General features: G+C 52.9%; 25 protein-coding genes and 1 pseudogene. 18 read left to right on the top strand and 8 right to left on the bottom strand.

Going from position 1 to position 24,277, the window contains the following annotated elements; genetic code table 11:
- The first annotated feature begins 4 nt into the window (after nt 1–4).
- From BN1190_RS08705 to BN1190_RS08685, 5 genes are all read left to right on the top strand, one after another.
- Entirely contained in the window at nt 5–2,050 is a 2,046-nt protein-coding gene (locus BN1190_RS08705) for a CocE/NonD family hydrolase (RefSeq protein ID WP_040286535.1), read from the top strand.
- Nucleotides 2,051–2,201: 151 nt separating this feature from the next.
- Complete coding sequence (locus BN1190_RS08700; protein ID WP_040286534.1) at nt 2,202–2,555, top strand: hypothetical protein; 354 nt, start codon at nt 2,202–2,204, stop codon at nt 2,553–2,555.
- Between the two features lie 127 nt (nt 2,556–2,682).
- Nucleotides 2,683–6,498, top strand: coding sequence for a DEAD/DEAH box helicase (locus BN1190_RS08695; RefSeq protein WP_040287243.1), 3,816 nt, complete (start codon nt 2,683–2,685; stop codon nt 6,496–6,498).
- Nucleotides 6,499–6,511: 13 nt separating this feature from the next.
- The gene (locus tag BN1190_RS08690; protein WP_052461770.1) at nt 6,512–7,273 is read left to right on the top strand and encodes a hypothetical protein; all 762 of its coding nucleotides are present in this window, start codon (nt 6,512–6,514) and stop codon (nt 7,271–7,273) included.
- 2 nt (nt 7,274–7,275) lie between these two features.
- Entirely contained in the window at nt 7,276–7,758 is a 483-nt protein-coding gene (locus BN1190_RS08685; protein WP_098060126.1) for a cupin domain-containing protein, read from the top strand.
- A 54-nt stretch (nt 7,759–7,812) separates the two neighbouring features.
- Here BN1190_RS08685 and BN1190_RS08680 read toward each other — a convergent pair whose 3' ends face one another.
- The gene (locus BN1190_RS08680; protein WP_082023326.1) at nt 7,813–8,814 is read right to left on the bottom strand and encodes an LCP family protein; all 1,002 of its coding nucleotides are present in this window, start codon (nt 8,812–8,814) and stop codon (nt 7,813–7,815) included.
- A gap of 315 nt (nt 8,815–9,129) precedes the next feature.
- On the opposite strand from BN1190_RS08680, the gene BN1190_RS08675 reads away from it, so the two are divergent.
- Nucleotides 9,130–9,990 (top strand): YitT family protein, encoded by an 861-nt coding sequence (locus tag BN1190_RS08675; RefSeq protein WP_040286532.1) that lies wholly within the window; start codon nt 9,130–9,132, stop codon nt 9,988–9,990.
- Nucleotides 9,991–10,040: 50 nt separating this feature from the next.
- Here the strand turns inward: BN1190_RS08675 and BN1190_RS15035 are convergent, their stop codons facing one another.
- The gene (locus tag BN1190_RS15035; protein WP_179860766.1) at nt 10,041–10,196 is read right to left on the bottom strand and encodes a hypothetical protein; all 156 of its coding nucleotides are present in this window, start codon (nt 10,194–10,196) and stop codon (nt 10,041–10,043) included.
- 58 nt (nt 10,197–10,254) lie between these two features.
- Between BN1190_RS15035 and BN1190_RS08670 the strand changes: the two genes are divergently transcribed.
- From BN1190_RS08670 to BN1190_RS08655, 4 genes are all read left to right on the top strand, one after another.
- A complete protein-coding gene (locus BN1190_RS08670) occupies nt 10,255–10,599 on the top strand; it encodes a YunC family protein (RefSeq protein WP_425313923.1) in 345 nt (114 codons plus the stop codon).
- Between the two features lie 186 nt (nt 10,600–10,785).
- On the top strand, nt 10,786–10,965 hold the full coding sequence (locus BN1190_RS08665) for a hypothetical protein (protein WP_144036083.1): 180 nt from the start codon (nt 10,786–10,788) through the stop codon (nt 10,963–10,965).
- An 88-nt stretch (nt 10,966–11,053) separates the two neighbouring features.
- On the top strand, nt 11,054–11,563 hold the full coding sequence (locus tag BN1190_RS08660) for an antibiotic biosynthesis monooxygenase family protein (protein ID WP_040286529.1): 510 nt from the start codon (nt 11,054–11,056) through the stop codon (nt 11,561–11,563).
- 129 nt (nt 11,564–11,692) lie between these two features.
- Entirely contained in the window at nt 11,693–12,289 is a 597-nt protein-coding gene (locus BN1190_RS08655) for a superoxide dismutase family protein (RefSeq protein WP_040286528.1), read from the top strand.
- Nucleotides 12,290–12,334: 45 nt separating this feature from the next.
- Here BN1190_RS08655 and BN1190_RS08650 read toward each other — a convergent pair whose 3' ends face one another.
- Together BN1190_RS08650 and BN1190_RS08645 are read right to left on the bottom strand one after the other, a co-directional pair.
- On the bottom strand, nt 12,335–12,625 hold the full coding sequence (locus BN1190_RS08650) for a DUF2653 family protein (RefSeq protein WP_040286527.1): 291 nt from the start codon (nt 12,623–12,625) through the stop codon (nt 12,335–12,337).
- Nucleotides 12,613–13,050, bottom strand: a complete 438-nt coding sequence (locus tag BN1190_RS08645) for a hypothetical protein (RefSeq protein WP_040286526.1) — start codon at nt 13,048–13,050, stop codon at nt 12,613–12,615. Before BN1190_RS08645 ends, BN1190_RS08650 begins: the two co-directional genes overlap by 13 nt.
- 280 nt (nt 13,051–13,330) lie before the next feature.
- Here BN1190_RS08645 and BN1190_RS08640 point away from each other — a divergent pair, with 280 nt between their 5' ends.
- The 4 genes from BN1190_RS08640 (at nt 13,331) to BN1190_RS08625 (ending at nt 17,778) form a co-directional block, all read left to right on the top strand.
- A complete protein-coding gene (locus BN1190_RS08640; protein WP_082023325.1) occupies nt 13,331–13,780 on the top strand; it encodes a DUF1641 domain-containing protein in 450 nt (149 codons plus the stop codon).
- Between the two features lie 35 nt (nt 13,781–13,815).
- Complete coding sequence (locus BN1190_RS08635; RefSeq protein ID WP_040286525.1) at nt 13,816–15,000, top strand: NAD(P)/FAD-dependent oxidoreductase; 1,185 nt, start codon at nt 13,816–13,818, stop codon at nt 14,998–15,000.
- 441 nt (nt 15,001–15,441) lie between these two features.
- A complete protein-coding gene (gene glmS / locus BN1190_RS08630; RefSeq protein ID WP_040286524.1) occupies nt 15,442–17,235 on the top strand; it encodes a glutamine--fructose-6-phosphate transaminase (isomerizing) in 1,794 nt (597 codons plus the stop codon).
- A gap of 126 nt (nt 17,236–17,361) precedes the next feature.
- On the top strand, nt 17,362–17,778 hold the full coding sequence (locus tag BN1190_RS08625) for a DUF4181 domain-containing protein (RefSeq protein WP_040286523.1): 417 nt from the start codon (nt 17,362–17,364) through the stop codon (nt 17,776–17,778).
- 68 nt (nt 17,779–17,846) lie between these two features.
- Here the strand turns inward: BN1190_RS08625 and BN1190_RS08620 are convergent, their stop codons facing one another.
- The gene (locus tag BN1190_RS08620) at nt 17,847–18,050 is read right to left on the bottom strand and encodes a YjcZ family sporulation protein (protein WP_082023324.1); all 204 of its coding nucleotides are present in this window, start codon (nt 18,048–18,050) and stop codon (nt 17,847–17,849) included.
- A gap of 361 nt (nt 18,051–18,411) precedes the next feature.
- On the bottom strand, nt 18,412–19,233 hold the full coding sequence (locus BN1190_RS08615; RefSeq protein ID WP_040286521.1) for a squalene/phytoene synthase family protein: 822 nt from the start codon (nt 19,231–19,233) through the stop codon (nt 18,412–18,414).
- Between the two features lie 187 nt (nt 19,234–19,420).
- Here BN1190_RS08615 and BN1190_RS08610 point away from each other — a divergent pair, with 187 nt between their 5' ends.
- From BN1190_RS08610 to BN1190_RS08595, 4 genes and pseudogenes are all read left to right on the top strand, one after another.
- Nucleotides 19,421–19,873, top strand: a complete 453-nt coding sequence (locus BN1190_RS08610; protein WP_052461769.1) for a MarR family winged helix-turn-helix transcriptional regulator — start codon at nt 19,421–19,423, stop codon at nt 19,871–19,873.
- 4 nt (nt 19,874–19,877) lie between these two features.
- A pseudogene (locus tag BN1190_RS08605) lies at nt 19,878–21,514 on the top strand (MDR family MFS transporter).
- Nucleotides 21,515–21,797: 283 nt separating this feature from the next.
- A complete protein-coding gene (locus BN1190_RS08600; protein ID WP_276327490.1) occupies nt 21,798–22,013 on the top strand; it encodes a LytTR family DNA-binding domain-containing protein in 216 nt (71 codons plus the stop codon).
- A gap of 86 nt (nt 22,014–22,099) precedes the next feature.
- Nucleotides 22,100–22,870 (top strand): DUF3891 family protein, encoded by a 771-nt coding sequence (locus tag BN1190_RS08595; RefSeq protein WP_040286519.1) that lies wholly within the window; start codon nt 22,100–22,102, stop codon nt 22,868–22,870.
- Nucleotides 22,871–22,902: 32 nt separating this feature from the next.
- Here the strand turns inward: BN1190_RS08595 and BN1190_RS08590 are convergent, their stop codons facing one another.
- A complete protein-coding gene (locus BN1190_RS08590; protein ID WP_082023322.1) occupies nt 22,903–23,238 on the bottom strand; it encodes a CHY zinc finger protein in 336 nt (111 codons plus the stop codon).
- Between the two features lie 51 nt (nt 23,239–23,289).
- On the bottom strand, nt 23,290–24,153 hold the full coding sequence (locus BN1190_RS08585; RefSeq protein WP_040286517.1) for an MBL fold metallo-hydrolase: 864 nt from the start codon (nt 24,151–24,153) through the stop codon (nt 23,290–23,292).
- Nucleotides 24,154–24,277 lie beyond the last annotated feature (124 nt).

Genomic DNA, 24,277 nt, shown 5'->3' with positions numbered 1-24,277 from the left:
TACTATGGTTTTTAACGTACGAGAAACAAACCGCACGAACAGGACGGAGTATCCGTATAAGGTGAAAGAGCTGTCCAGCATCATGATTCCGCTCTCTGACGGCACGCAGCTGGCAGCCCACATCTGGCTGCCGGAAGACGCAGAGCAAAATCCGGTGCCGGCTGTGCTGGAATATCTGCCGTACCGGAAGAATGATTTCACAGCACTGAGGGACTCTCTCCGTCATCCGTATTTTGCCGGACATGGCTATGCGAGCATCCGTATCGACATCCGGGGCACCGGTGATTCGGACGGGATCCTGTACGATGAATATCTGAAACAGGAACAGGACGACGCACTGGAAGTGCTGGACTGGATCGGCAAGCAGCCATGGTCTGCCGGGAAAGTCGGCATGATCGGCAAGTCGTGGGGCGGATTCAACGGGCTTCAGATTGCTGCACGGCAGCATCCGGCATTGAAAGCGATCATCACCCTTTGCTCCACGGATGACCGATACGCGGATGATGTCCATTACAAAGGCGGTGCCATGCTCGCTTCCGACATGCTGTGGTGGGCGTCGACCATGTTCGCTTACAACGCCCGTCCGCAGTTCCCCGAAGCGCGCGGAGAGTCGTGGCGCGAAAACTGGCTCGAACGGATGGAACTGACGCCGCCATACGCCGAAGCCTGGGTGCGTCATCAGAGACGCGACGCCTACTGGAAGCACGGGTCCGTCATAGAGAACTATGATGACATCAAAATCCCGGTGTACGCTGTCGGCGGCTGGGCGGACGGCTATACCAATGCAATCCCCCGCCTGCTGACAGGCCTGAAAGGACCGAAAAAAGGACTGATCGGCCCATGGGCGCATGAGTACCCGGAAATGGCAGTTCCGGGCCCGCAGATCGGCTTTCTCCAGGAAGCCGTCCGCTGGTGGGATGAGTGGCTGAAAGAGGAGGAGACCGGCATCATGGACGAACCGATGCTCCGTGTCTATATGCAGGACAGTGTTCCCCCGCAGACCGATTATGCCTGCCGTCCCGGCCACTGGGCGGCCGAAGAGCAATGGCCGCCTGCAGCCATCAAGGAAAAGCAATTCTTCCTGGACGGCAGGGAATTGGCCGGACGGGCAGGAGGCGAGGATGTCATCGTCTCCTCGGTCCAGCAGCATGGCCATTATGCAGGTGTCTTCTGCCCATTCGGCCAGCCGGGCGATCTTCCGGCGGATCAGCGGATTGAAAACGGCATGGCTGTCGTCTTCGATGCGTCGCCGGCAGAGGAAGACGAAGCGATCCTCGGCGAGCCGGAATTCCGCTGCCGTATCACACCTGATAAGAAAGCTGCACACTTGGTCGTCCGCCTGAACGACGTGGCACCTGACGGGTCGTCCACCAGGGTCACATGGGGAGTGCTGAACCTGACGCACAGGGACAGTGACGAGCATCCGTCCTATCTCAAACCGGGAAAAGCGATCGACATCAGTGTGAAGATGAATGTCATCGGCCATACACTGCAGAAAGGGCACCATTGGCAGCTGGCGGTATCACCGAATTACTGGCCGCACATCTGGCCGTTCCCCGAAGAGGTGACATTCACCCTTGAAACCTCGGAACGGACAGCATTGGTCCTCCCGATCCGCGAGCCGAAAAAGCTCGATCGGGAACTCAAGCCGTTCCCTCAAGCGGAAACGGCACCAGTTCTTGGAAAAGACATATTGCGTGAAGCCGGACGGACGCGTGAAGTCAAGCAGGACGCAGCGACGGGAATCTGGGTGCTCGATGACTTTTCGGATGAAGGCAAAAGGAAGCTGCACATCAACGGAATCGAATATGGCAGCACGAACCGCAACGTCTACACAATCCAGGAGAACAACCCGCTGAGCGCACGTGTGGAATGCGACTGGACCCTGAGCGTCGGAAAAGGGGACTGGCAGACATACCTGGAAACCAAGAGTACGATGTCTGCGGACGAATCGTTCTATTATCTGATGAATGAATTGAAAGCTTGGGAAAACGGAGCTGAAGTGTTCCATAAAGTATGGGAAGAGAAAATCGAACGGGATTTCACCTGACCGAGAGGTGCCGTCCGGACATGCCAGCAGATGCTGGCATGCCCGGACGGTTTTTTATAGTTCCCGGATGGGAGCCGGGCTCCCTGACTTTTGTTTAACAGACATCCGCTTAAGGGAATAGTGAAGAAGAGAATCAGTAGGAGGTGGCGTCTTGAAACAGCCGAAGTCATTGGAACAGTTTTGTGAGTACGCACAGCAGCTGGGAGGCAGCGGAAGGACCTTGCTCGTGAACCAGGCCGATTACACACCGGAAGATGCGATCGTACCGGACGAAGATACGTCAGGAGGAGTCAATATGCAGGTCGTCAGGCTGCTCGCCTGCACAGGGGAAGACGCTGTGTATTGGGCTGAACCGGTGTATGACAGCGGGGAACTGGAGCAGATGAACGTGAAACTGGCCGTATTGGCTGATTTCGACCGGAAAGTCGTGACGGAAAACGAATTGAACAAACGGAAGAACGAAACCGGACTGCACGAAAACAGTATCCAGAAAGAGACCGACTGATCCGCGGAGTACTTTTCCTCTCGCAGACTTCGTCGATTTCCGGTATAATGAAAACAGGGTACCACACACGGACAGGTTCAGCCATCACCATATGGCTGACCTTTTTTTACGGAAAGAAGTGACCATCATGAACCGCAATACATATGAGGATACAGTGACGTGTGAACTGGCGATGACGGCAAGCGCACGCAAAGGGATCGGCAAAGTGGCCCGGGATGAGCACGCTTTTTTTGCTGTTCAAAAATCCTTTACTGTCCACATCGAAAAGCGGCCCGACAACCAGCATGGCAGCCAGTCATTCTCCTTCTTCTTCGATAATACGGAAAATGCAAAACTCTCGCAGCTGCTGGAAGGCAGAGTGGCTGTTCTCGACTGCGTAGTGAAGAATGATGGCTTCCTGGCTGTCGGCTTCCATGTCAGAGGGAAACGGGATCCTGCCGCAACAAACCGCCGGCTGCGTGCATCCGTCCGTTTCAGAACCGGCAAAAGCACCGGCCGGACACTGCCCGTCGAATTCGCAGCACTGGTCCGGGAGCTGCCGGTTGCGGAAGAACGTTCTGAATATGTGAAAAAGCGGATCGGCGGCTGGGAAGGCTACTTGCGGATCATGGAAAAGAATGCCGACGTGGAGGATATCCATGTGCCGGTCCAGTCGGTATCGGTCAGTGCGGATGTGAAGAAAGTGTCCGTCGGGATTTCGGGTATGCAGGCAAAACACTGGAAACGTATTCAAGGGTTTTCAGCGAAGTTTGACGGAGCCGCCTACGACCTTGGGAACGTTATCTCGGCAGACCGGAAAAGGAACCGGGTCGAGATCGAACTGAAACCCTCAGCGGTCGCGCAGGCGCGCAAAACAGGCTTTCAAGGCCAAGAATCCAGCTCGATCATCTTCAGTAATTTTGCCGAATTGAGCCAGGTCAGGCGGCTGCGGAAAGGGTTCAAAGACCTGCAGGACGGCCTTGCAGCCAATGGCAACCTTGAAAAGATACTGTTCGAGGAACGCCCGGTCGTCCGTATCAACAACCGGAAAGAGCCGCTCGAGTACAGCACGCAGCTGAACGAGTTCCAGGAGGAAGCCGTCTCCGGTGCCATGAATGCGAGCGATATCTATGTCATCCAGGGGCCGCCGGGTACAGGGAAGACGACAGTGATCTCCGAAATCTGCAGCCAGGCGGTCAAAGCGGGGATGCGGACATTGGTGGCGTCCCAGGCGAACTTGGCGGTCGACAATGCACTCGGCCGTCTGCTGGACCATCCGGAGATCCGCATACTCCGTTATGGCCGGACAGAGAGCATCGAGGAAGAAGGCCGCAAGTTCATCGAAGAAAACGTGGCGGAGCATTGGCGCCAGCAGACGCTGGAAACGATCGAAGGAGCGCTCGCTTCCCACAGCAGTCTGGCGGAACGCCTGGAACAGGAAATCGACGCAGCCGGAGCCCGCTTGGCTGAACTGGACGCGGAAGAAGCGGAATTGAAGCACCGCATGCAAGTGAGACGGGAGCAGAAAGAGGAGTTGGCATCCCTTGAGCAGGGCGTAAAAGAAATCGAGCGGACTCTTCGCAATTTTTCCCTGGAAAGCGAGAAGAACCACAGCCGGGAAACGTCATTGCAGAAAAAGATCGATTCCATCCAGCAGGACTGTGACAGCTGCAAGGCTGCGCTCGCCGGTCTGGCAAGTGCAGGCCGCCCCCTGGCGGAACTGAATGCGGAGCAGAGCCGTTTGGCTGACAGGCTCAGGCTTCTGAAGGAGGCCCGGTCGATCGGAGAACTCGAAGAGAAGCTGAGCGTCTCTGAAAACGACTATGAGCAGCTCTTCCAACGTCACGAAGCGGTGGCTGCCGTACTCGGGAAGATTCCCTCGGCAGCTAAGCTGAACGATCTCAACGACCTTCTGGACAGTATCATGTACAGCCCGTCCAACCAGGTCGATCAGCAAATGACAGCACTGATCCGGCAGATCGACAGCCTCCAGGAAGCCGGCGGCAGCGACGGGGCGACGGCGTGGTCGGAGACATTGGCGCGGGTGGACAAAGCGATCCGCACAGTGACCGATATACTGCGCACCCACCACTTCCAGAACCGGATCACAGTACCGACCGGTTTCCGGAACCGGCACTCCATCGACTCCATCCAGGAGACGGTAAGCCGAGTCGGGAGATACCTGATCCAGCCGTCCGTCAAAAAGATCCTGGCAACGACGTCATTTTCAGTGGAAGCGTACGACTGTCTCGAGAATCTGACGAAAGCGGCAGCCCTGCTGCATGACAGACGGAATTTCATCCTGGCCTATTTGTCCGAAGCGAAATCGGCAGCATCGCTTTTCCGTGACATACGGGAAGGAGCGGCTGCCGAAGTTGCTGCCGAAGCGGAAACACTATCGGTGCGACTGACTGAACACAGCCGCCGGATCGATGAACTGAAGCAGCAGCTGGCGTCGATCCGGCAGGAAGCCGGCCCTGCCCAGGAACGGGCGCTGCCGGAAGTTCTGGCTGAGACGGAGGCTGCGTACAAGTCCGTCACGGAGGCGATCAGGAAAGCTGCCGGGCAAGAGGCGGAAAGAGAGGCCGTCCTGTCGGAACACACAGCTCTGTCCAGTCAGCTGTCCGGTCTGCAGGAGGAATTGGAATCATGCCAGCAGCGTAAGCGATCACTCCAGGATGAGCTGGGACGGACGGAGAAGACTGCTGCAGACAGCCGGCAGAAGATCGAATCGCTGCGCTCCGGGCTCATCAGTGATCCGTCACCGCGTCTCTTGCAGGTCAAGTCCGAACGGGAAGAAACCGCCCGTTGTGCCGAGTCAGCGAAGGGCAGGCTTGCGAATGTGCCGGTCATCCAGTCATTGCAGGCGGAATGGCAGAAGATGCTGAAAGAGGCGAGCCCATATGATCTGGATGAAATCCGCAAATTGTATGTGAAACACGCGAACGTGATCGGCACGACTTGTGTGGCGTCTGCAAGGAAAGGATTTGCAGAGGATTACCCGGAGTTCGACCTTGTCATCATTGACGAAGTCTCGAAGGCGACGCCTCCTGAACTGCTGCTGCCGATGCTGAAAGGCAAGAAGATCATCCTTGTCGGCGACCATCATCAGCTGCCGCCGCTGGTCGGCCAGGAAACGATGGAGGAGTTCCTGGAAGAAATGCCCGAGGATGCTCAGAAGAAGGAGATGGAGATGCTGCTGAAAGAGTCATTGTTCGAGAGGCTGTTCCGCACACTTCCGAAGCAGAACAAGACGATGCTCGGCAAGCAGTACCGCATGCATGAAAAAATCATGCGCACCATCACGCCGTTCTATAACGGAAACGGCTATACACTTGCATGCGGTCTCGCCGATTCGGATGCCGCTCGTGCGCATAACCTGGAAACTCCGCTCATCCAAAGAGACAGCCATGTCATCTGGCTGGATCAGCCGAATACGCCTGCCTGTTATGAGGCGAAACCGAAGGGCGGAACGAGCCGCTATAACGAAAGTGAGCTGGAAACAATCCGGAATCTTCTTTTGGAACTCGAAGAGGGGACCGAATTGGCCATCCGGAATGGCACGCTTCCTGCAGGTACGAAAAAACGGATTGGTGTTATCAGCTTTTATGGAGAGCAGGTCAAACGGATCGATCACCTGATCCAGGAAGAGTATTCATTCGGCAATCTTGAATTCAGGACGGGATCTGTCGATAAGTTCCAAGGTATGGAGATGGATATCATCATCGTCAGCTTCGTCCGCAATCATGGGGATGCCGGCGGGGATATCGGGTTTGCGAAAGACTACCGCCGGCTGAATGTCGCACTGTCGAGGGCAAAGGAACTGCTCGTCATCGTCGGCAGTTCGGAAATGTTCGCCGGAAAGCCGAAATCTCCGCAAGTCCGCAAGATGTACAGCCAGCTGTATGAGACGGTGAAAAATCTTGACGGTATCCGTCCAATCGCGGAACCGGCAGTTAATTGAAGGAGGCGGTCTTATGAAAGCCAGCCAGGCAGAGCTTCGTGCGCAAGTGCTCCAATCACAGGACGTCCGGCTGCTGGAGGAGCAGAGCTGGCTGCTTCCCGCAGTGCGGCTTGCAGTAAGCTTCGAGACGATCACGAAGACGACAATGGATATCCTGATGAAAATGACATTGCTGACGCTGCAGCGCCTGCCGCTGGAACAGGAGACCGATATTGCCCGGCTGCTGGGTGTGGAGGCCCTGTTCGTTTCGGATCTTCTGAAGATGATGGAAGCAGATGGACTGGTGGTCCGCCATAGGCAATGGACTATCACGGAAAAAGGGAAGACCCAGCTGCAGGAGGGGCACTATACCCATGCAGCCGAGAAGGAACAGGCGATCCTGATGTACAGTCCTCTGCTGGACGTTTTTTTCAAGGAACCGGAGACAGACGCATCGGCGGCGCCGGAAAACGACTTTCGCTACACTTGGGAAGAGGAATTGTGGAATCCGGGGATGATACCGAAAGACCGTCTGGAAGCAGCCCTGGCGGAGACGGTCGGCCTGGACAACTCGGAGAATCGGACGAAGACTGTAGGTGCTGTATTGGAGATCACCCAAGCCGGGCAGGCTGAGTACCCTTGTTACGAGTACAGGCTCTATGAGAAACGGACGGATTCACTGTTCGTCCGCGTATGGAATACTGCAGCCGGACAGTGGGATGAAACGCTTGAAGAGTACATTTTGACGAGAGAGCGCGGCGATTGGCGGCAACGCTATCTGACAAAGGAGGAGTAATGATGGAACGGAATGCGGAATACTGGAAAACACAGTTAGGACTTGAGAGTCATCCGGAAGGCGGCAGCTATGCAAGCACGTTTCGATCCGGGCAGGATAGTGAAACTGAGCAGGGCATGCGCCCGCTCTATACGAGCATCTATTTCCTGCTCGAAGCTGGCGAGGTCTCGCATTTCCATCAGCTGGAATCGGATGAGCTGTGGTATTACCACGACGGCGCGCCGCTTACAGTGCACATGATTTCCGAAGAGGGTGTCTATACAGCAGCTAAGCTTGGTCTTGCGATCGAGGAGGGGGAGAGACCGCAGATCCTAGTTCCTGCAGGTACGATTTTCGGTTCATCGATGACCGGTCCCGGACAGTGCTCCCTCGTCGGCTGCATGGTGGCGCCCGGCTTCGACTTCGAGGATTTCAAGCTGTTCGGAACGGACGAACTTCTGAACCGTTTCCCGCAGCACAAGGCGATCATCCGCAAGATGACATAAAGAAGGCTGGTCGGGCATGCAAATCGCTGCATGCCCGACCAGCCTTCTGTTCTGTTACTCGTTGTCTGTTTCTGTCCGGGAACCGTCAGCGTCACTTTGATCCGTATCAGCTGTTACCGGTTTTCCTTCCAGGAAGTTATTCAGTGCTTCCGTGTTTTCTTCGAAGTCGATATCGAGCACCAGTCCCGCTCCTTCCACCCGTCTGTCTTCATACGAGTCATCGAGCGGAATCCTGAGAGATTCGATGCCGGCATCCTTATTGTCGAGCAGCCCCTTGCCGATGGACAGCATCGTCCGCTTGTCCAGGTTGGTTTTCACATAGCTGTCCGCCATACCGAGAAGTTTCGGAAGGCTGAGCAGACTGTGCAGGCTGACCGCTTCCTTCTTCAGTTTGGCGAGCGCTTCCTGCTGTCTTTCCACCCGGCCGAAGTCGCTCTTGCTGTCGTGACGGAAACGCACATATCCGAGAAGTTCCTTGCCATGCAGACGCTGTACGCCGGGTTCCAATGTCATATTGATGCCATGGGACATCTGATAGGGGATGTCGACTTCTATGCCGTCAGGCGCGATGACATCGACGACTTTCGGGAACCCGTCGAAATTGACCTCGGCATAATAATGCACATCGAGTCCGAAATTTTCCTTGATCGTCTGGCGGACAAGTTCCGGGCCGCCTAAAGAGTAGGCGGCGTTCATCTTATGCTTGCCGTGCCCCGGGATCTCTACATAGATATCACGCATGACGGACACGGTCTTCAGTTCCTTCGTATCTTGGTTGTAGTGCGCGATCATGAGAGAGTCCGAACGGCCGTCATCGTCTTCGGGACGGGCATCCGAACCGAGCAGGAGTATATTGATTTCTCCATATTGAGGTTCAGGTGCATCGAAGATATCCTCATCGCCGTCATCAGGCGTTTCTCCGGCAAGCGACTGCCCTGCATTATATTCGGAAAACCAATAGAGTGCGATGCCTCCTCCGACTAGCAGAAGGAATACAAGCAGTCCCACCCAAAGTTTACGTTTCTTTTTACGGGTTCTGATTTCAGAACGTTTCATAGTGCCACCACCTGTAGTTGGTACCGCGTAAGTGCGGGTTCCTGCTGTCTGTAGGACGCATTTCAAGAGGAAATGTTTTCTCAGCAGCCGGATTATTTCCTAACTAATGAAGCATACGACGTCCGGACATAATTTGCAATATGCAATCAGCCGTCTTCCTTGCGGGAAGACGTTTGCAACTCAGCGGATCCCCCGATATAATAACAGGAGAATAAAGTTCCGCAAGCTGCAGGAACTGGGAGTCTGCGTCAGCAATGCCTGTCGCGACTTTTTTTATTTGACTATAGAAATTTATGTATTGAAAGGAGACCATGCATGTTTTTCATTGAAGCGAAGCGGATTGCGGTTGTCATTATCGGCGCCCTCCTTCTTGCGGTATCCCTTAACCTGTTCCTCATCAACGCGAACGTCTATGCAAGCGGTTTTTCAGGAATGGCACAGCTTTTGTCGAGTGTATTGGATGATTTTGCCGGGCTCACGATTTCCACAGGTATCCTGATTTTGCTGCTGAACATTCCTGTGTTCGTGCTCGGATGGTTCAAAGTCGGGAAAGGCTTTACGATCTACAGTATCGTTTCCGTCATTTTCACGACAATCTTCATGGGAATCATCCCTGTCATGTCCATGTCGGATGATATCATTCTGAATGCCGTCTTCGGCGGTGTGATCGGCGGTGTTGGTGTGGGGATCTCCCTCAAGCTGGGGGCATCGACCGGCGGTATGGATATCGTCGCCATGGTGCTGTCGCGCCTGCAGGACAAACCGATCGGCACGTATTTTCTGCTGCTGAACGGTGTAATCATCGTGGCGGCCGGTATTCTGTATGAACCTGAAAACGCCCTCTATACGATGGTGGCACTTTATGTATCGACTGCTGTGATCGATATGATCCATACGCGCCATGAGAAAGTGACGGCCATGATCGTCACCCGGAAGGCGGATGAACTGCAGGAAGCCATCCATGAAAAGATGGTGAGGGGTATCACGATCATCCCTGCAAAGGGCGGGTATACGAAAGAAGAGAAAAACATGATGTACCTTGTCATCACACGCTATGAACTTTATGACTTGGAGAAAATCATCAATGAGGTGGACCCGAAAGCATTTGCAAATATCGTGCAGACGGTCGGCATTTTCGGATTCTTCCGCCGGGAAGGCGAATCGGTTCCATCTTGACCATACATCAGCACCGGATGCCGTAACGACGGCTTCCGGTGCTGTTTTGTTCATTTCTCTTCTTTTTGCTTCTGTGATTGGCGGTACAGGTCTTTCATCGCTTCCCGTTTTTCTCCATACGTCAGAAATTCAGGTGCGACTTCTTCGAGACCGGGTTTTTTCACCCGGTACTCTTGTTTTTCTCCATCGATATTCCGTTTGGCCATGCGGATCCCTCCTTTTGAGTGCAGTATGGTTTCTGAACGGGCTTCCTAATCACCCTTCATGAGGAGATGCCATACGTATAGAGGGAAAGGGGAGGATCTATTGGTCACCGTAAACACGATTACAATTGAAGGGCACAGTTTCACGGCCGTTTCCGTCTCACTTCCAAAGACGACGCTGCTCACCGTATCCAACGAGCACGGCTATATCATGTGCGGAGCGCTCGATGTCGGACTGCTCAACCGTCTGCTGGCTGATCGAAAAATCATCGCAGGCCGTGCGACAGGGGTGAAGACGATCGATGAGCTTCTGGCTGCCCCGCTGGAGTCGGTTACATTGGAGGCGGAAAAGAGAGGGATCACCGCCGGCATGACAGGTGAGCAGGCGCTGCTGAAAATGTGCTGATCCAAAACAATCGGGGAGGGTGAGGCATATGGCTTCACCTTTTTCGTATTCTTTTTTCCTATCAAACACACCAGCGGTTGCGCATCGCTGATACATCCATTACAATGAGAATGAGAAACAATCTCAATGAATACATACCAGCCATGCGGCATTCATGATGGCGGATGGGCGGGAAAGGTGAGTGCGATGAAAAAAGTTATCGTAGCAGCAGTACTTTGCGGTGTATTGTCGGCTGTACTGGCAGCAGGCGGTTTATCGAACTACTTCTCGGATGGTCTGATCCTCGGAGCCATCACCATCATTGTACTGGCAGCCGGGTCTGCAGCAGCTGTGCGAAAAGACCGCAAACGGCACGCATGGCACTGATAGAAGCATAGGAACACCGGCGGACTCGGTCTGCTGCTTTTCCCATTCCGGCACTCGTGCCATTCTATAATCAGACAGGAGATTGAAGATGAATTTACATGTAACATACGGAGATCCCGCAGCCTTGAAAGCTATTTTGAATGGTCTCGCAGACGACGAAATCGTCTTGATGGAACAAGGCAACGAAGCGGTCCTTATCCAGGAGAATGAAGCATCCGCAAGTTTTGCGGACGCGGATTCCTACACCGTCCTTGATACTGCCGGAACGCTGACAGACGGAGCATTCGCGGTATTTAACAACATTCCGGTGACTGCGGAAGGCCAGGAGCTGTTCGAGGAGCGGTTCATGGGTCGTGCACGGAGAATCGAAGACACCGAAGGGTTCGGCGCAATCCGGGTGCTGCGTCCGCTTGACAGCGATACGTATGTGGTCCTGACAATCTGGAAAGACGAACAGGCTTTCAAGGACTGGCAGACGTCCGATGCGTACGCGCATGCCCATAAAAAACGAGGCACTGAAGAAGGAATCGACAAGAAACCGAATATTTTTGCCCGTCCGTCTTTCTTGACAACTTATAAAAAAACGGAACAGGTGTAACACACTCCAAAAAGCCGTCCGCAGCGTATCCACTATACGCTGCAGGACGGCTTTGCCGTTCAGCGGAATGTTTAGAAGGGACCGGTATGTGTAAGAGAGTATGGAGGACTATATAGGGAGGAATTCATATTGAAGAAAACAGCGATCTTTCCGGCGTTCCTGCTGATGCTTGCACTTGGGGCATGCAGTGCAGACAAAGAAGACAGCAGTGCACCTGCGGACGAGACTGCATCCGATGATACAACAACCGGTACTGAAAATACGAATGAAGTGAAACCGTACTCTGTGCTCGTCGATCTGAAAGATACTGACGGCAAGACGACCGGGACTGCAGAATTGTCGGAGACGAAGGAAGGCGTGAAAGTCCATGTGGAAGCGGAAGGCCTGTCACCGGGTAAGCACGGTATTCATTTCCATGAAACAGGAGTGTGCGAAGCGCCTGATTTCAAATCGGCAGGCGGCCATTTCAATCCTGCAGACAAAGAGCATGGGCTTGACACGGAAGGCGGACCGCATGCTGGTGATCTGCCGAATCTGGAAGTCGGTGATGACGGCACAGTGGATGATGAGTTCACAACGAAACTCGTGACGCTGCAAGACGGCAAGAAAGATTCTCTTCTGAAAGACGGGGGGACCGCTCTGGTCATCCACGCCGGTGAGGATGATGGCGAATCACAGCCATCCGGGGATTCAGGCGATCGGGTTGCCTGCGGCGTTATCAACTAATAGCAAAAGGACAGCGGCCGGTGAAAACGGAGCTGTCCTTTTTGATCAGAGAAGCGCAGCGACAATGCCGCGTTCATCATCCAGTATAAGTTTTATCCCTGCAGCATATGGATCCTGATGGAGCTGCTGCTCAATCCACATCCTCAGTGCCTGCGTCATCTCGAATTTAGTCATATGGATTTCCATCCGGTTTACATAGACATTTGCAAAAAAACCTTCGTCGTCATCGTAGCATAGCTCGACTTCCACCGATTCAGGTGCGATGTTCTGACGGTCGGCCTGGTACAAACAGATTGCGTTGATGATATCCTGCTCTTCGATCATCAGTTCTGCCATCGCCGCATATCATCCTCACGGGATTTCTTTTTCTTGAAATGCGTGAAGACCATACGGATGATACCGATGATCGCAATGATCGCGAACACGTTGATCAGCAGGCCGAGCAGGGAGCCGAGAATGCCCATGTTAGCGAAAAGGCTGCCGAACAGGAGTCCTGCCAGGCCGCCGACCATGAGACCTTTCATGAGACCGCCAGATTTGGGTTTAGCAGTCTGGGCACTTTTGTCTTTCGTAAATGAGGTTTGGTCTTTCTTTTTGTCAACTGCAGGTTTATTGAAGTTGTTCTGGTTTGGTGTGAAACCTCTCTTGCCGGATTTGTAGCCCCGCGCATCCGCAGTCGGCGACTGATCCTGGAAAACATAGGATCCGATCGGCGAAAAGATGAGTGTGAGCGCCAAAAAAACAGCTGCTAACTTTTTCATAGGTGAATCATACCTCCGTTGGTGTGATGGGTTGCTCAGCAATCCTCCCTATTCAGTATACAGGATTTTAATTTGGAGTTAAATGAAAAGGGTTTCATCTGAATGGCGCATATTAGTTAAATACCAAACTAAACACTTGAAGAAAAGTTCCATTAGGAGTATAGTATCGGATGGTAATCTGAATAGGAGAATGTGCCGAGTGAACGGAACGTCAGTTTTGCCATGCATATTCTTACTACCTCAGGACAAATACACATCATACTGAAAAGGGGATTTGCACATGACTACGCCGCTCAATCCTGAAGAAGCAGCGAACACTGCTGCTGAAGGCACAAAACTGCCGTCAGAACAGAAACAAGACATTTTGGACCAGCTGCTGAAGCCGGAAGTACAGGAATCATTGACAACTCTTGTGGAAAAACTTCCACAGCTGACAGAGCTGGTTGACCTGATGACGAAATCATACGATGTTGCGAAAGCAGTCGCAACAGATGACGTACTTAAAAACGATACAGCTGAGTTCATGAAAGAGATCGCTGCACCAGTGAAAGACTCTGCAAAGAACTTGGCTGCAACCGTTATCGAAGCAAAAGACCTTGCTGCTCAGAATACGGAAACCATCGGTCTGTTCGGTCTCATGAAAATGATCAAAGATCCGGAAGCCCAGCGCATTTTCCGTTTTTTGAATGCATACCTCGAAGTTGCAGGACAGCGCAACCGCACAAAGTGATCACAACCTAAATTATTGTAGAAGGAGATTAGACAATGACCAAGCAAATCGTTATTCTAGGAGCAGGTTATGGCGGTCTTTTGGCAGCGCTGAACGCCCGCAACTTCTTGTCAGAAAGTGATGCAGCCATCACGCTCATCAACCAGACTCCGACTCACCAGATCATTACAGAACTCCACCGTTTGGCTGGCGGCACAATCAGCGAAGGAGCGGTTGCACTGCCGCTTGAGAAACTTCTTGCAGGCAAAGGCGTCCAGCTGCTCATCGAAACGATCGAGAATTTCGATGTGAACACAAAGAAAGTGAATCTTGCGAATGGTGATACACTTTCCTACGATGCACTTGTCGTAGCCCTCGGCAGTAAAACAGCATACTTCGGCATCCCGGGCCTTGAAGAGAACAGCATGGTCCTGAAATCGGCAAGTGAAGCGAATGCCATCTATGCTCATATCGTAGACCGCATCAAAGCATACGCTGTCTCGCACGATGAAGCGGATGCGACGATCCTGATCGGCGGAGGCGGACTGACAGGCGTCGAACTTGTCGGTGAAATCGTCGACCACATGCCGAAAGTGGCACGTGAGAACGGCGTCAACCCGGATGATTTGAAAATCATGCTGGTAGAAGCAGGACCAAAAATCCTTCCTGTGCTGCCGGATCATCTGATCGAACGCGCGACGGAAAGCCTTTCAAAACGCGGTGTCGAATTCCTGATCGGTCTTCCTGTCACCAACGTGGAAGGCAACGAGATCTCCTTGAAAGACGGACGGATCATCAAAGCGAACACATTCGTCTGGACAGGCGGCGTCACTGGAAATCCGCTGGTTGGCGAGTCGGGGATTGAAGTCGACCGCGGCCGTGCAACAGTGAACGAATTCCTGCAGTCGAAATCACACAAGGATGTCTTCGTTGTCGGTGATGCAGCTGTGGCATTCCCTGCTGAAGAAGGCGCACGTCCATACGCACCGACTGCGCAGAACGCATGGCAGATGGGTGAATTGGTCGGATACAACTTGTATGCAATGCTTGCAGGCAAGCAGATGGAAGTGTTCAATCCGGTCAACTCGGGAACACTTGCAAGCCTCGGCCGTAAAGATGCTGTCGCGTCTGTCGGCGGAAACAATACATCCCTCAAAGGGATGCCGGCATCTCTTATGAAAGAAGCAAGTAATGTACGTTACCTTTCACATATCAAAGGGCTGTTCAGTCTCGCATACTGAGCCGCTTGAAAACTGTCCGGAGGTCTGTCGATACAGGCCTTTGCGGCAGTTTTTTTCTGTTTTCTGAACGATCCGTCAGTTGACAGCGGAAAATGCGATTCGCTATGATAGTTGTTGGCTGCAAATGCAGTCCGTGCAGGAAGGAGCACAGGGAGCACGTAAAACCCGGAAACCAATTGAAGCGCCAGAGCCGGAAAAATCACTCCGCACTTTCCGGCAGACGAGGCGGAGGTTCATCGAACATTCGGCGGATGCCTCCCGATCGATGCTGCCCGATTGTCATGCCATCTCTAAAAAGCACAGGGCGACCTGTGTGACAAAGGAGATGAGCAGGCAGCCTATTACAACCAACGGCCCGGCAACAAACCTGCCGGACTGCTAAAGTGATTCTTAGTTCGGCAGACGTTCTGTATGCCTGTCCGCTGAAGCGGAGGAAACGATATGTGCGGAATTGTAGGTTATAACGGAAAGAAACAGGCAGCGGATATTTTATTGAACGGTCTTGAGAAATTGGAGTACCGGGGATATGATTCGGCAGGCCTTGCATTCCAGACAGCAGAGGGTCTCATGCAGTACAAAGAGAAAGGGCGGATTGCCGATCTCCGGAAAGCTGCGGACCTGACGATCGATTCGAAGACCGGTATCGGTCATACCCGGTGGGCGACCCATGGTATTCCCGATCAGAAGAATTCGCATCCGCATAAAAGTGCGTCAGGTCGTTTCACGCTCGTCCACAATGGGGTCATCGAAAATTACAGCAAGCTGAAACGTGATTATTTGGCAGGCGTCCCTTTCGCATCTGACACAGACACGGAAGTCATCGTACAGCTTGTTGAGCGCTTTGCGGAAGAAGGTCTGACAACAGACGAGGCGTTCCGGAAGTCGTTATCCCTCCTTCATGGCTCGTATGCAATTGCCATGCTCGACGAAAAGGAACCCGATCTGATCTTCGTCGCGAAAAACCGCAGCCCGCTGCTCATCGGCGTCGGAGAAGACTGCAACGTCGTCGCTTCGGATGCAATGGCGATGCTGCAGGTGACGGATCAGTTCATCGAGCTGCACGACGGGGAAGTCGTCCTTCTTGGCAAGGAAGAAATTGTTATCGAGACAATTGATAGAACCGTAATCGAGCGCACGCCGTATACGGCTGAACTCGATATGAGCGATATTGAGAAGGGCACATATCCTCACTATATGCTGAAGGAGATCGATGAGCAGCCCGGGGTCATCCGGAAAATCATGGAGGTCTATACTGATGAAGACGGCAGTCTGGGGATCGACGCAGCCATCCGGCAGGCATTCCAGGAGGCGGACCGTCTCTATATCATTGCAGCCGGAACAAGTTACCATGCCGGCCTGATCGGCAAGGAGTATTTTGAAAAGCTCGCAGGACTGCCCGTCGAAGTGCACATATCCAGTGAATTCGGTTATAACATGCCACTTCTTTCAAAAAAACCGATCTTCCTGTTCATCACACAGTCAGGCGAAACTGCAGACAGCCGGCAAGTGCTCGTCAAAGTGAAGGAACTCGGATATCCGTCTGTCACAATGACGAACGTACCGGGCTCCACATTGTCCCGGGAGGCCGATTATACGCTGCTGCTGCATGCAGGTCCTGAGATTGCAGTCGCGTCAACGAAAGCCTATACAGCGCAGCTTGCGGTGCTGGCTATCACAGCCGCTGCGCTCGGCGGCTCTGCAGGTGAATTCGACCTGAAGCAGGAACTTGCGATTGCGGCAAATGCAATCCAGACATTGACCGATGCGAAACAGGAAATCGAAACGCTTGCGGCCGAACTGCTCACTGACCGCCGCAATGCCTTCTTCATCGGCCGCGGGCTCGATTATTACGTCAGTCTGGAAGGCGCCTTGAAATTGAAAGAAATTTCCTATATCCAGGCAGAGGGCTTTGCCGGAGGGGAACTGAAACACGGAACGATTGCTCTGATCGAGGAGGGCACTCCTGTCATCGCACTCGCAACACAGAAGAGCGTAAATCCTAACTTGCGCGGCAATGTCAAGGAAGTGACTGCACGCGGTGCGAACGCATGCATCATTTCAATGGAAGGGGACAGCGAAGAAGACGACCGGTTTGTCATCCCGCATGTCCATGACCTGCTGACACCGCTCGCCTCCGTCATCCCGCTGCAGCTGCTCAGTTATTATGCTTCGCTGCAGCGCGGGTGTGATGTCGACAAGCCGAGGAACCTCGCGAAGAGTGTGACAGTCGAATAACGTAAGAGAAGCCGGCCCCATGCATAAGCATGGGGTTTTTAAATTTCAGTTACCCATTTATACCAGTTGTGGTATGCTGGAAAGAAAAGGGCTGTTGCCTGAGCAATATTGGGGGCGGAAAACGGAATGTCGAATGTACAGCAGCTGATGGTGATATTAGTTGGAATTCTATTGTTCTTCTTCTTGACGATCTGGCTTGTCCGCAAGCTGTTCAAGGTGAAGACGCCGTTTCGATGGGTTGCCCATTCAGTGAATGACCGACACCGCCGGATCGACTGGACGCTGCGTGCGGTGTTCATCTTTCTATTAATCGGCCTGGCGGTCTGGCTGGCGGCGTCAGATTACTCGACGGTCACTTGGTTATACGTATATTTCCTTTACGTCACTTTGAGCAATGTCATCTTGGAATCGATTCGGGGGTATATGCAGAAAAAGTATTCCGAGGACCCGGCAGAATACAAAGTGACTTTTGTCCAAACTGCCCTAATGGTGCTGATCGGGGTTGTCCTGTTGACGACCCGTTTCTTCGGTCTGATCGTGTGAGAGACTACTGGGGTGATTGAAAAATACGCCTGCATGCTCGCTGGCATACAGGCGCAGATTTGCTATGATCAGCAGTCTTTTTTGTGATGATGGCCATGATCCCGGCAATTATTTGGGACATAGGATGCTCCGATGATGATGAGGAGGATGAACAGAACGACCAGAAGAGCAAACCCTCTTCCTGGACCGAATCCCCCGCGGCAATGCGGCTGTTCAGGGTATGGCATATATCCGCCATGACCGCAGCCGCACAAATCCCAACCGTAACCCATTGTATCGGCCTCCTTTCCATGAGCGGCCAGCTTGAAGGCAGATGACGAATCCAGATCATCCGGCTTTCAAGCTGCCTATAGAATAAGGTATGTCAAAGCCGCCTGTTTGACAGGGGCATACGTCCCGATGACTTGATATTGTATGGGAACAGCTATGGAATCCTGCTGGGAATTGTGAAGTTATGAGCGTTTGCAGAGGTTTATGAGCAGTTTGTCGGTTTTATGATCATTATCTGCGGTTAAGAGCGGAACGGCAGATTTATGATCACTTTCCGAGGTTTATGAGCGGAATGAGATGATTTATGAGCGCCGTCGCCATTTCAACTGCAGGAAAGGAAAAGAGCAGCCGCGGCTGCTCTTTTTAGGTGGTCTCTTTCAGGATTTCGTCGACGGTTTCATTCACTTCGTCGCGTTTCATCTTGTCTTCGCCTTTTTCCAGGGCGGCGAGTGTTTTCTTCGCCAGTGCCAATGGGATTTTGCAGAACAGGATGATGTTCTTCGTCTGGATCGATTTCATGTATTCATCTGCCATTGCAAGGTTCTCTTTGGCGTAGGCGAACAGGTCATCACGTGTCCAGCCGTCCGGCAGGAACCGGACGCCGCGTTCGGCATCCTCTTCCTGGTTGCGCAGCATGTTGACGGCCTGCAGACCCCGGCCATAGCTGATGGCAAGGTCCCGGTCTGTCTTCGTGCCGTCATATTGTTCCCAGATGTCGGACAGCATGACGCCGACGAGCCCGGCGACATAGTATGTGTAATCGTCCAGGTCCTCTTTTGTTTCGATGACGAAATCTTTTTCGACCCACTTGGCCATGCCGTCCGCCATGATGGCGGTCACATTCCGTACATTCTCATAGAGGTCAGGCGGACAGACATCGAGCCAGTCGGCCAGCCGCAGTGTCACTTCCGGCAAGCTGCCTTTTTCGTCTGCGAGCAGCTCCGTATACGCATGCCGATCCAGTCCGTTCCGCAGGAGTTCGGCTGTTGCGCGCAGAAGGGCGGCTTTCTTCACAGCATCCAGCTGTTCGTGGTCCTCGATCTCGTCGATTGCACGCATGCATAAATAAGCGGATCCGACTGTCTGGCGCAATGTCGGTTTCAGCAGTTTGATCGGTATGTAAAACGTCCGGCTCGTCTCTTTCAATACGCGCATCGCGTCTTTTTGCAATGTCGTTTCATTCATGTCAAAATCCTTCTTTCCGTCTGCTCTTGTAAATATCAATGAACCTATCATACCGTGTCGTCCGCCGGTAATCCATTAAAAAGGCGTATCAGGCACTTGACGGAAAGCTGTCAGAGAAGTATACTGGCAATTACTTTAACAATTGAACTATTAAATGAGTGAACAATTAAGGGCGAGGAGGAATAGAATGGGGAACGATCATTCAGAGGACTTCGGTAAGTTCGAAGAGCTTTTTTGGAATGTCACGCGGGATATGGGACGGATCTGGAAGGATATCTTCATCTCCCATTTCCCGGGATCGCAATCACAGCTGGTATTCACACTGGCGCGGAAAGGCCGTCTGAAAATGTCCGAACTTGCAAAAATATTGGGATTGACGGCCGGGGCCGTCACGGCGGCTTCCGATAAGCTGATCGAGAATGGATATGTCTTGCGCATCCGTGATGATAAGGACCGCCGGATCATCTATCTGGAAATCACGGATAAAGGACGCAAAGAACTGCAGCAGCTCCGTCTGGCCGGTCGCAGAAAAATGGCGGAAGCATTTGCCGGAATGGATGCTGCACAGCTGGAGGTCATGCTGATTGTATTCGAACAGGCCGCAACCAACATATCAGCTATGAAAGGACTGAAAGAATGAAAGAATGAATCATTTAACGGACAAACAAAAAGTGACCATCATGCTGGCCATCATGGCTGCCATGTTCTTTTCGGCCATCAATCAGACGATTATCGGGGTAGCCATGCCGCGGATCATCGCCCGTCTCGGCGGCATGGATTACTACACGTGGGTCATCACCATCTACTTGCTGACAATGGCAGTTGCGACCATCCTGGTCGGTAAATTATCGGATATATATGGAAGGAAACCATTTTTGCTCGCCGGAATCGGATTCTTCATGGTCGGTGCGTTCTTATCCGGTCTGTCGAATGATATTTTCCAGTTGATCGTCTACCGCGGAATCACCGGTCTCGGCGGCGGGATGATCATGTCCACGGCGTTCACGGCGGTCGGAGATCTGTATTTGCCGCGGGAGCGGGCGAAGTGGACGGGTGCCATGAGCGGGATTTTTGGGATCTCCAGTGTCCTCGGTCCATTGATGGGCGGCTACATTGTCGACCATCTCGACTGGCACTGGGTGTTCTGGGTTTTCCTGCCGCTCGGTCTGATCGCATTTGTCCTGATAGCGAAACTGTTCCCGAAAGTGCCGCGTCGGGAAGGGGAATCGATCGACTATCTCGGTTCGTTCTTCCTGACGGTCACCATTGTGTCCCTGCTGATGGCATTCAGCCTTGCAGGTGAGGGACCCGGGAAATTTGCGTGGTACTCCTGGCAGATCATCGGTCTGTTCGGTCTGACGGTCATTGCACTGATTGCGTTCATGATCACAGAAAGCAAAGTGAAGACGCCCGTCCTGCCGTTATCCTTGTTCAAGAATGACATTGTCACCATGTCCAATATTGCTGGCTTCTTGCTGGGAGCGGGCATGATGGGGATCATGATCTATACCCCGTTCTTCATCCAGGGGGTCAAGGGCATTTCACCAAGCGGCTCCGGGTATATCATGATGCCGATGTCGATTGCAATGGTGTTTGCAACTACATTTGCCGGCAGTTTCATGACGAAGACCGGTAAGTATAAAGGCCTTGCGATCACAGGACTGCTCATAGGGGCTGCCGGGATTTTTGCCATGAGTTCTGTTTCAATCGACACCCCGATCGCACTCATGATTGCCTATCTGTGCGTAGTCGGCATCGGTTTGGGTCTCAGTATGCCGGTCTTCTCGCTGACCGTTCAAAATGCGTCAGTCTGAGCCAGCTCGGTGTCGCATCCGCGTCCTCCCAGCTGTTCAGATCTCTCGGCAATACGGTCGGGATCGGTGTGTTCGGCGCTGTCATGAGTTCCGTCATGGCGAAGAAGATGACAGCCCGATTTTCCGGACAGGAAAGCGGGATGGGAAGCCTGCCGTCTGAACAGTCAGGCAAACTGGGCCAGCTGATGGATCCGCAGCTTCTGCTCGATGCACCGAAGCTGAAGGAACTGCAGGCAAGTCTGCCGGCTGATCTCCAGCCGGTCGCCTCCCAGCTCGTCAGCACGATTAAAGGCGTATTCAGTGATGCGTTGACGACAACATTCTTTGTGGCCGCCTGCATAATGGTCGCGGGGGCTGTGATTGCCATCTTCCTGCGGGCCATGCCGCTTGTATCCGCGCAAGATGCCATGAAGAAAAGCCAAGGGGCAGACGAAACTGAAAAACTGGATACCGCTGGTACCAAATGATCCATTATAGTAAAAGCAAAGCACTTCGTCCTGTTGCGGACGAAGTGCTTTGTGTGCTTGGCAGCGCTTTTCTTTAACGGGTGAAAGTCCCTGGCATACCGCAGTGGCGAAAGTGCTTAGCTGACTGGCAGTGTGGGTGCTGCGAGGTTCCGTGCGGGGTACCAGAAGGCATAACCGGAATAGATGGCATATACCATGTTGGCTGATAGGAACAAATAACCTTGCAAAGCATAGGGGGCGTTCAATACTACGATGGTTCCTATAAGTTCTGGCAAAAGACTCCTTGAAAGAGATCGAGCAGATGTTTGATCCGTTTGAGTTTTACAGGGTGCACCAATCATTCCTCGTGCCTCTTCATCAGATCATCTCGATCGAAGCCGACTCATCCGCCCGTTCGTATGCAATCGAATTGACGAACGGCCACAAAATACCATTGAGCCAATCCAAGTACAGTGAACTGCAGGAGATGCTGAAAGCGGAAGGAATTCATATTGTGTAAGTGAAACACTTTTCTTTTAGGAAAGGTGTTTTTTTGATTCAGAGACATGAATTGGGGAAAGGAACAACAGAAAGGATGTGCAGGAAATGATTGTTCGAGAACGGAAAGACAGTTTCATACTGGTTGAGCAGGACTGCCATGGCCGGCTGGCCGAGCAGATCATGAGTCACTGGAAAGAGGAGCTGTTTCCCGGAGAGGAGGATCGCTCATCCGTATTGACGGCAGTCCGTCTGCATGACGTCGGCTGGTCACCCTTCGACAAAGAACCATTCTGGAATGATAGCAAACAGGCACCTTACCGGTTTACCGATTTCCCTCTTCCCTCCAAGATCGTCTTATACAGGCAGGGCATCGATGCTGTCGAAACGGTCGACGCCTACTCGGCGATGCTCTGCAGTGAACACTATTCCCATTTTGTGAGCGGTGGGGACGGAGGGCAATCCGATGACTTTCTGGAGTACGAAAGGAAGAGGCGGGCCAGGCTAAAGAGCGCCTTTGCTGACTTTGATGAAACAGTCTTTCGTCAGCACTATGGAATCCTGCAGCTCGGCGACAATTTTTCACTGTACTGCTGTGTGAATGAATCCGGCGCGGCCAAGGATCAGGAGCACCCATTCTTCGTGAACGGCATTCCTGCACCTGAATCGCTGCCCGGCCTCCCGGATCATCGGCTGGCGATCCAGTTCCTCGACAATCGGACGATTGCGGTCGAGAGTTTTCCGTTTGACGCACCGTTCGAGGTGAGCTATCCGTACAAAGAGGTACGGAAGGAAGACATCCGCAAACTCGGTTTCCAGAAAGCGTATGATCAGGCAGATCAGCATCATACGGAACTGCGATTTGTACCGCAGACATGACAAAGAGCAGACCGCAAAGACGGTCTGCTCTTTCATTTGGATGTGTCAAAATAGAGGTGTTTGTGTAGGCTGCAGCCTGGGTTGAATGGCGCGCTGCAGGCCGGACAGGCAGAGCCGCAAGATAGATATTCCGTAACCGATAGTTCGAATCTGCAGGCGCCGCAAAGAACGGCCTTCTCCGAGAACCGGGAAGCCGGCCATACTGCAGGATGGCCGCAGCCATGCATGCCATGGCATTCATAACATGGATAATACGTTTGGCAGCAGAAGAATTTGATCGCAATCCGGTCGACTTCCGAATGGTAGTGCTGGCAGCGCGTCTCCTCATCCACCTGCTCGCCAACCACTTCTTTTTCATGGATTTCCATGGAACAGCACTCCTTTTTGCTAGTATAGCGTAAAAGAAGTGCAGCAGGGGATTACTGTTCTGCAGGTTTGTCGGATTCATCCACATATTTTCCATGATCCGGTACAGCGAGTTCCTTGAAATTCCGGTCAAGCTGTTCGAGGTGCTCGGTCAGCCAGCTGCCTTCCGCTGCAGCGCCATGCCCGGTGATCGCATAGGCCGGCTTCAGACCTGTCAGCAGATGGACCGATGCTTCGGCTGCCGCCCAATCGGGAGTCAAATAACGGGGCGGGCCCGTCAATTCCTTTTCCTGGGTGAGAACCTTATACAGCTCATCTTGCCGCACAGTCACAAACGCATCCCCGGCGATCAGGGCCCGATCTTCATCCCGGAACAGGGAGATATGGCCTTCCGAATGACCTGGTGTATGGATCCAGCGCCAGCCGGGAAGAGGGGGAACACTTCCGTCTTCCGGCAGGGCACGGAGGAACTCCGAAATGTCGATCGGATCCGTCGGGTAGAGGAATGACAGTTTGGCCAGCATACCGCCTTCCACTGTTATATCCGGATCGGGGTACTGCTCCCGGCCGGTTAAATAAGGGTGTTCGGCTGGATGGGCGTACACGGGGACCTGCCATTTTTTGAGAACATCGATGATGCCGCCGATATGATCGAAATGGCCGTGTGTCAGGACGATCGCTTCCGGCGGACGATCCGGGCCAAAGCGCTCCTCCGCTTTTTCGATGACTGTTTTACCTGATCTTGGCATACCGCTGTCCACCAGCACCCACGGGTTGCCGGGCTCAGGATTTCCTACGAATACGAGATTGACGATCTGGTCGGTGAGATAGGCGAGATCGGGAAGAACTTCCGTAATCTCCCCGCTGTTTTTCGACGTGACCGGCTGGAACCGGTCAGTGGATGAACTTCTTTCCATCATGATCTCCTCCTGTTGGCGTTTCTGTACCAGTTTCCCCGTTCCCCGGAAAAAAACACCTGATCGGCTCACTTTTCAATCGAAAAGCTGTACGCTGAGTCGTTGAGGTGCATATTGAATGGAC

It is taken from the genome of Sporosarcina koreensis, assembly GCF_000826145.2.
GTDB classification, from domain to species: Bacteria; Bacillota; Bacilli; order Bacillales_A; family Planococcaceae; genus Sporosarcina; species Sporosarcina trichiuri.
This window is presented reverse-complemented; position numbering and strand designations above follow the sequence as displayed.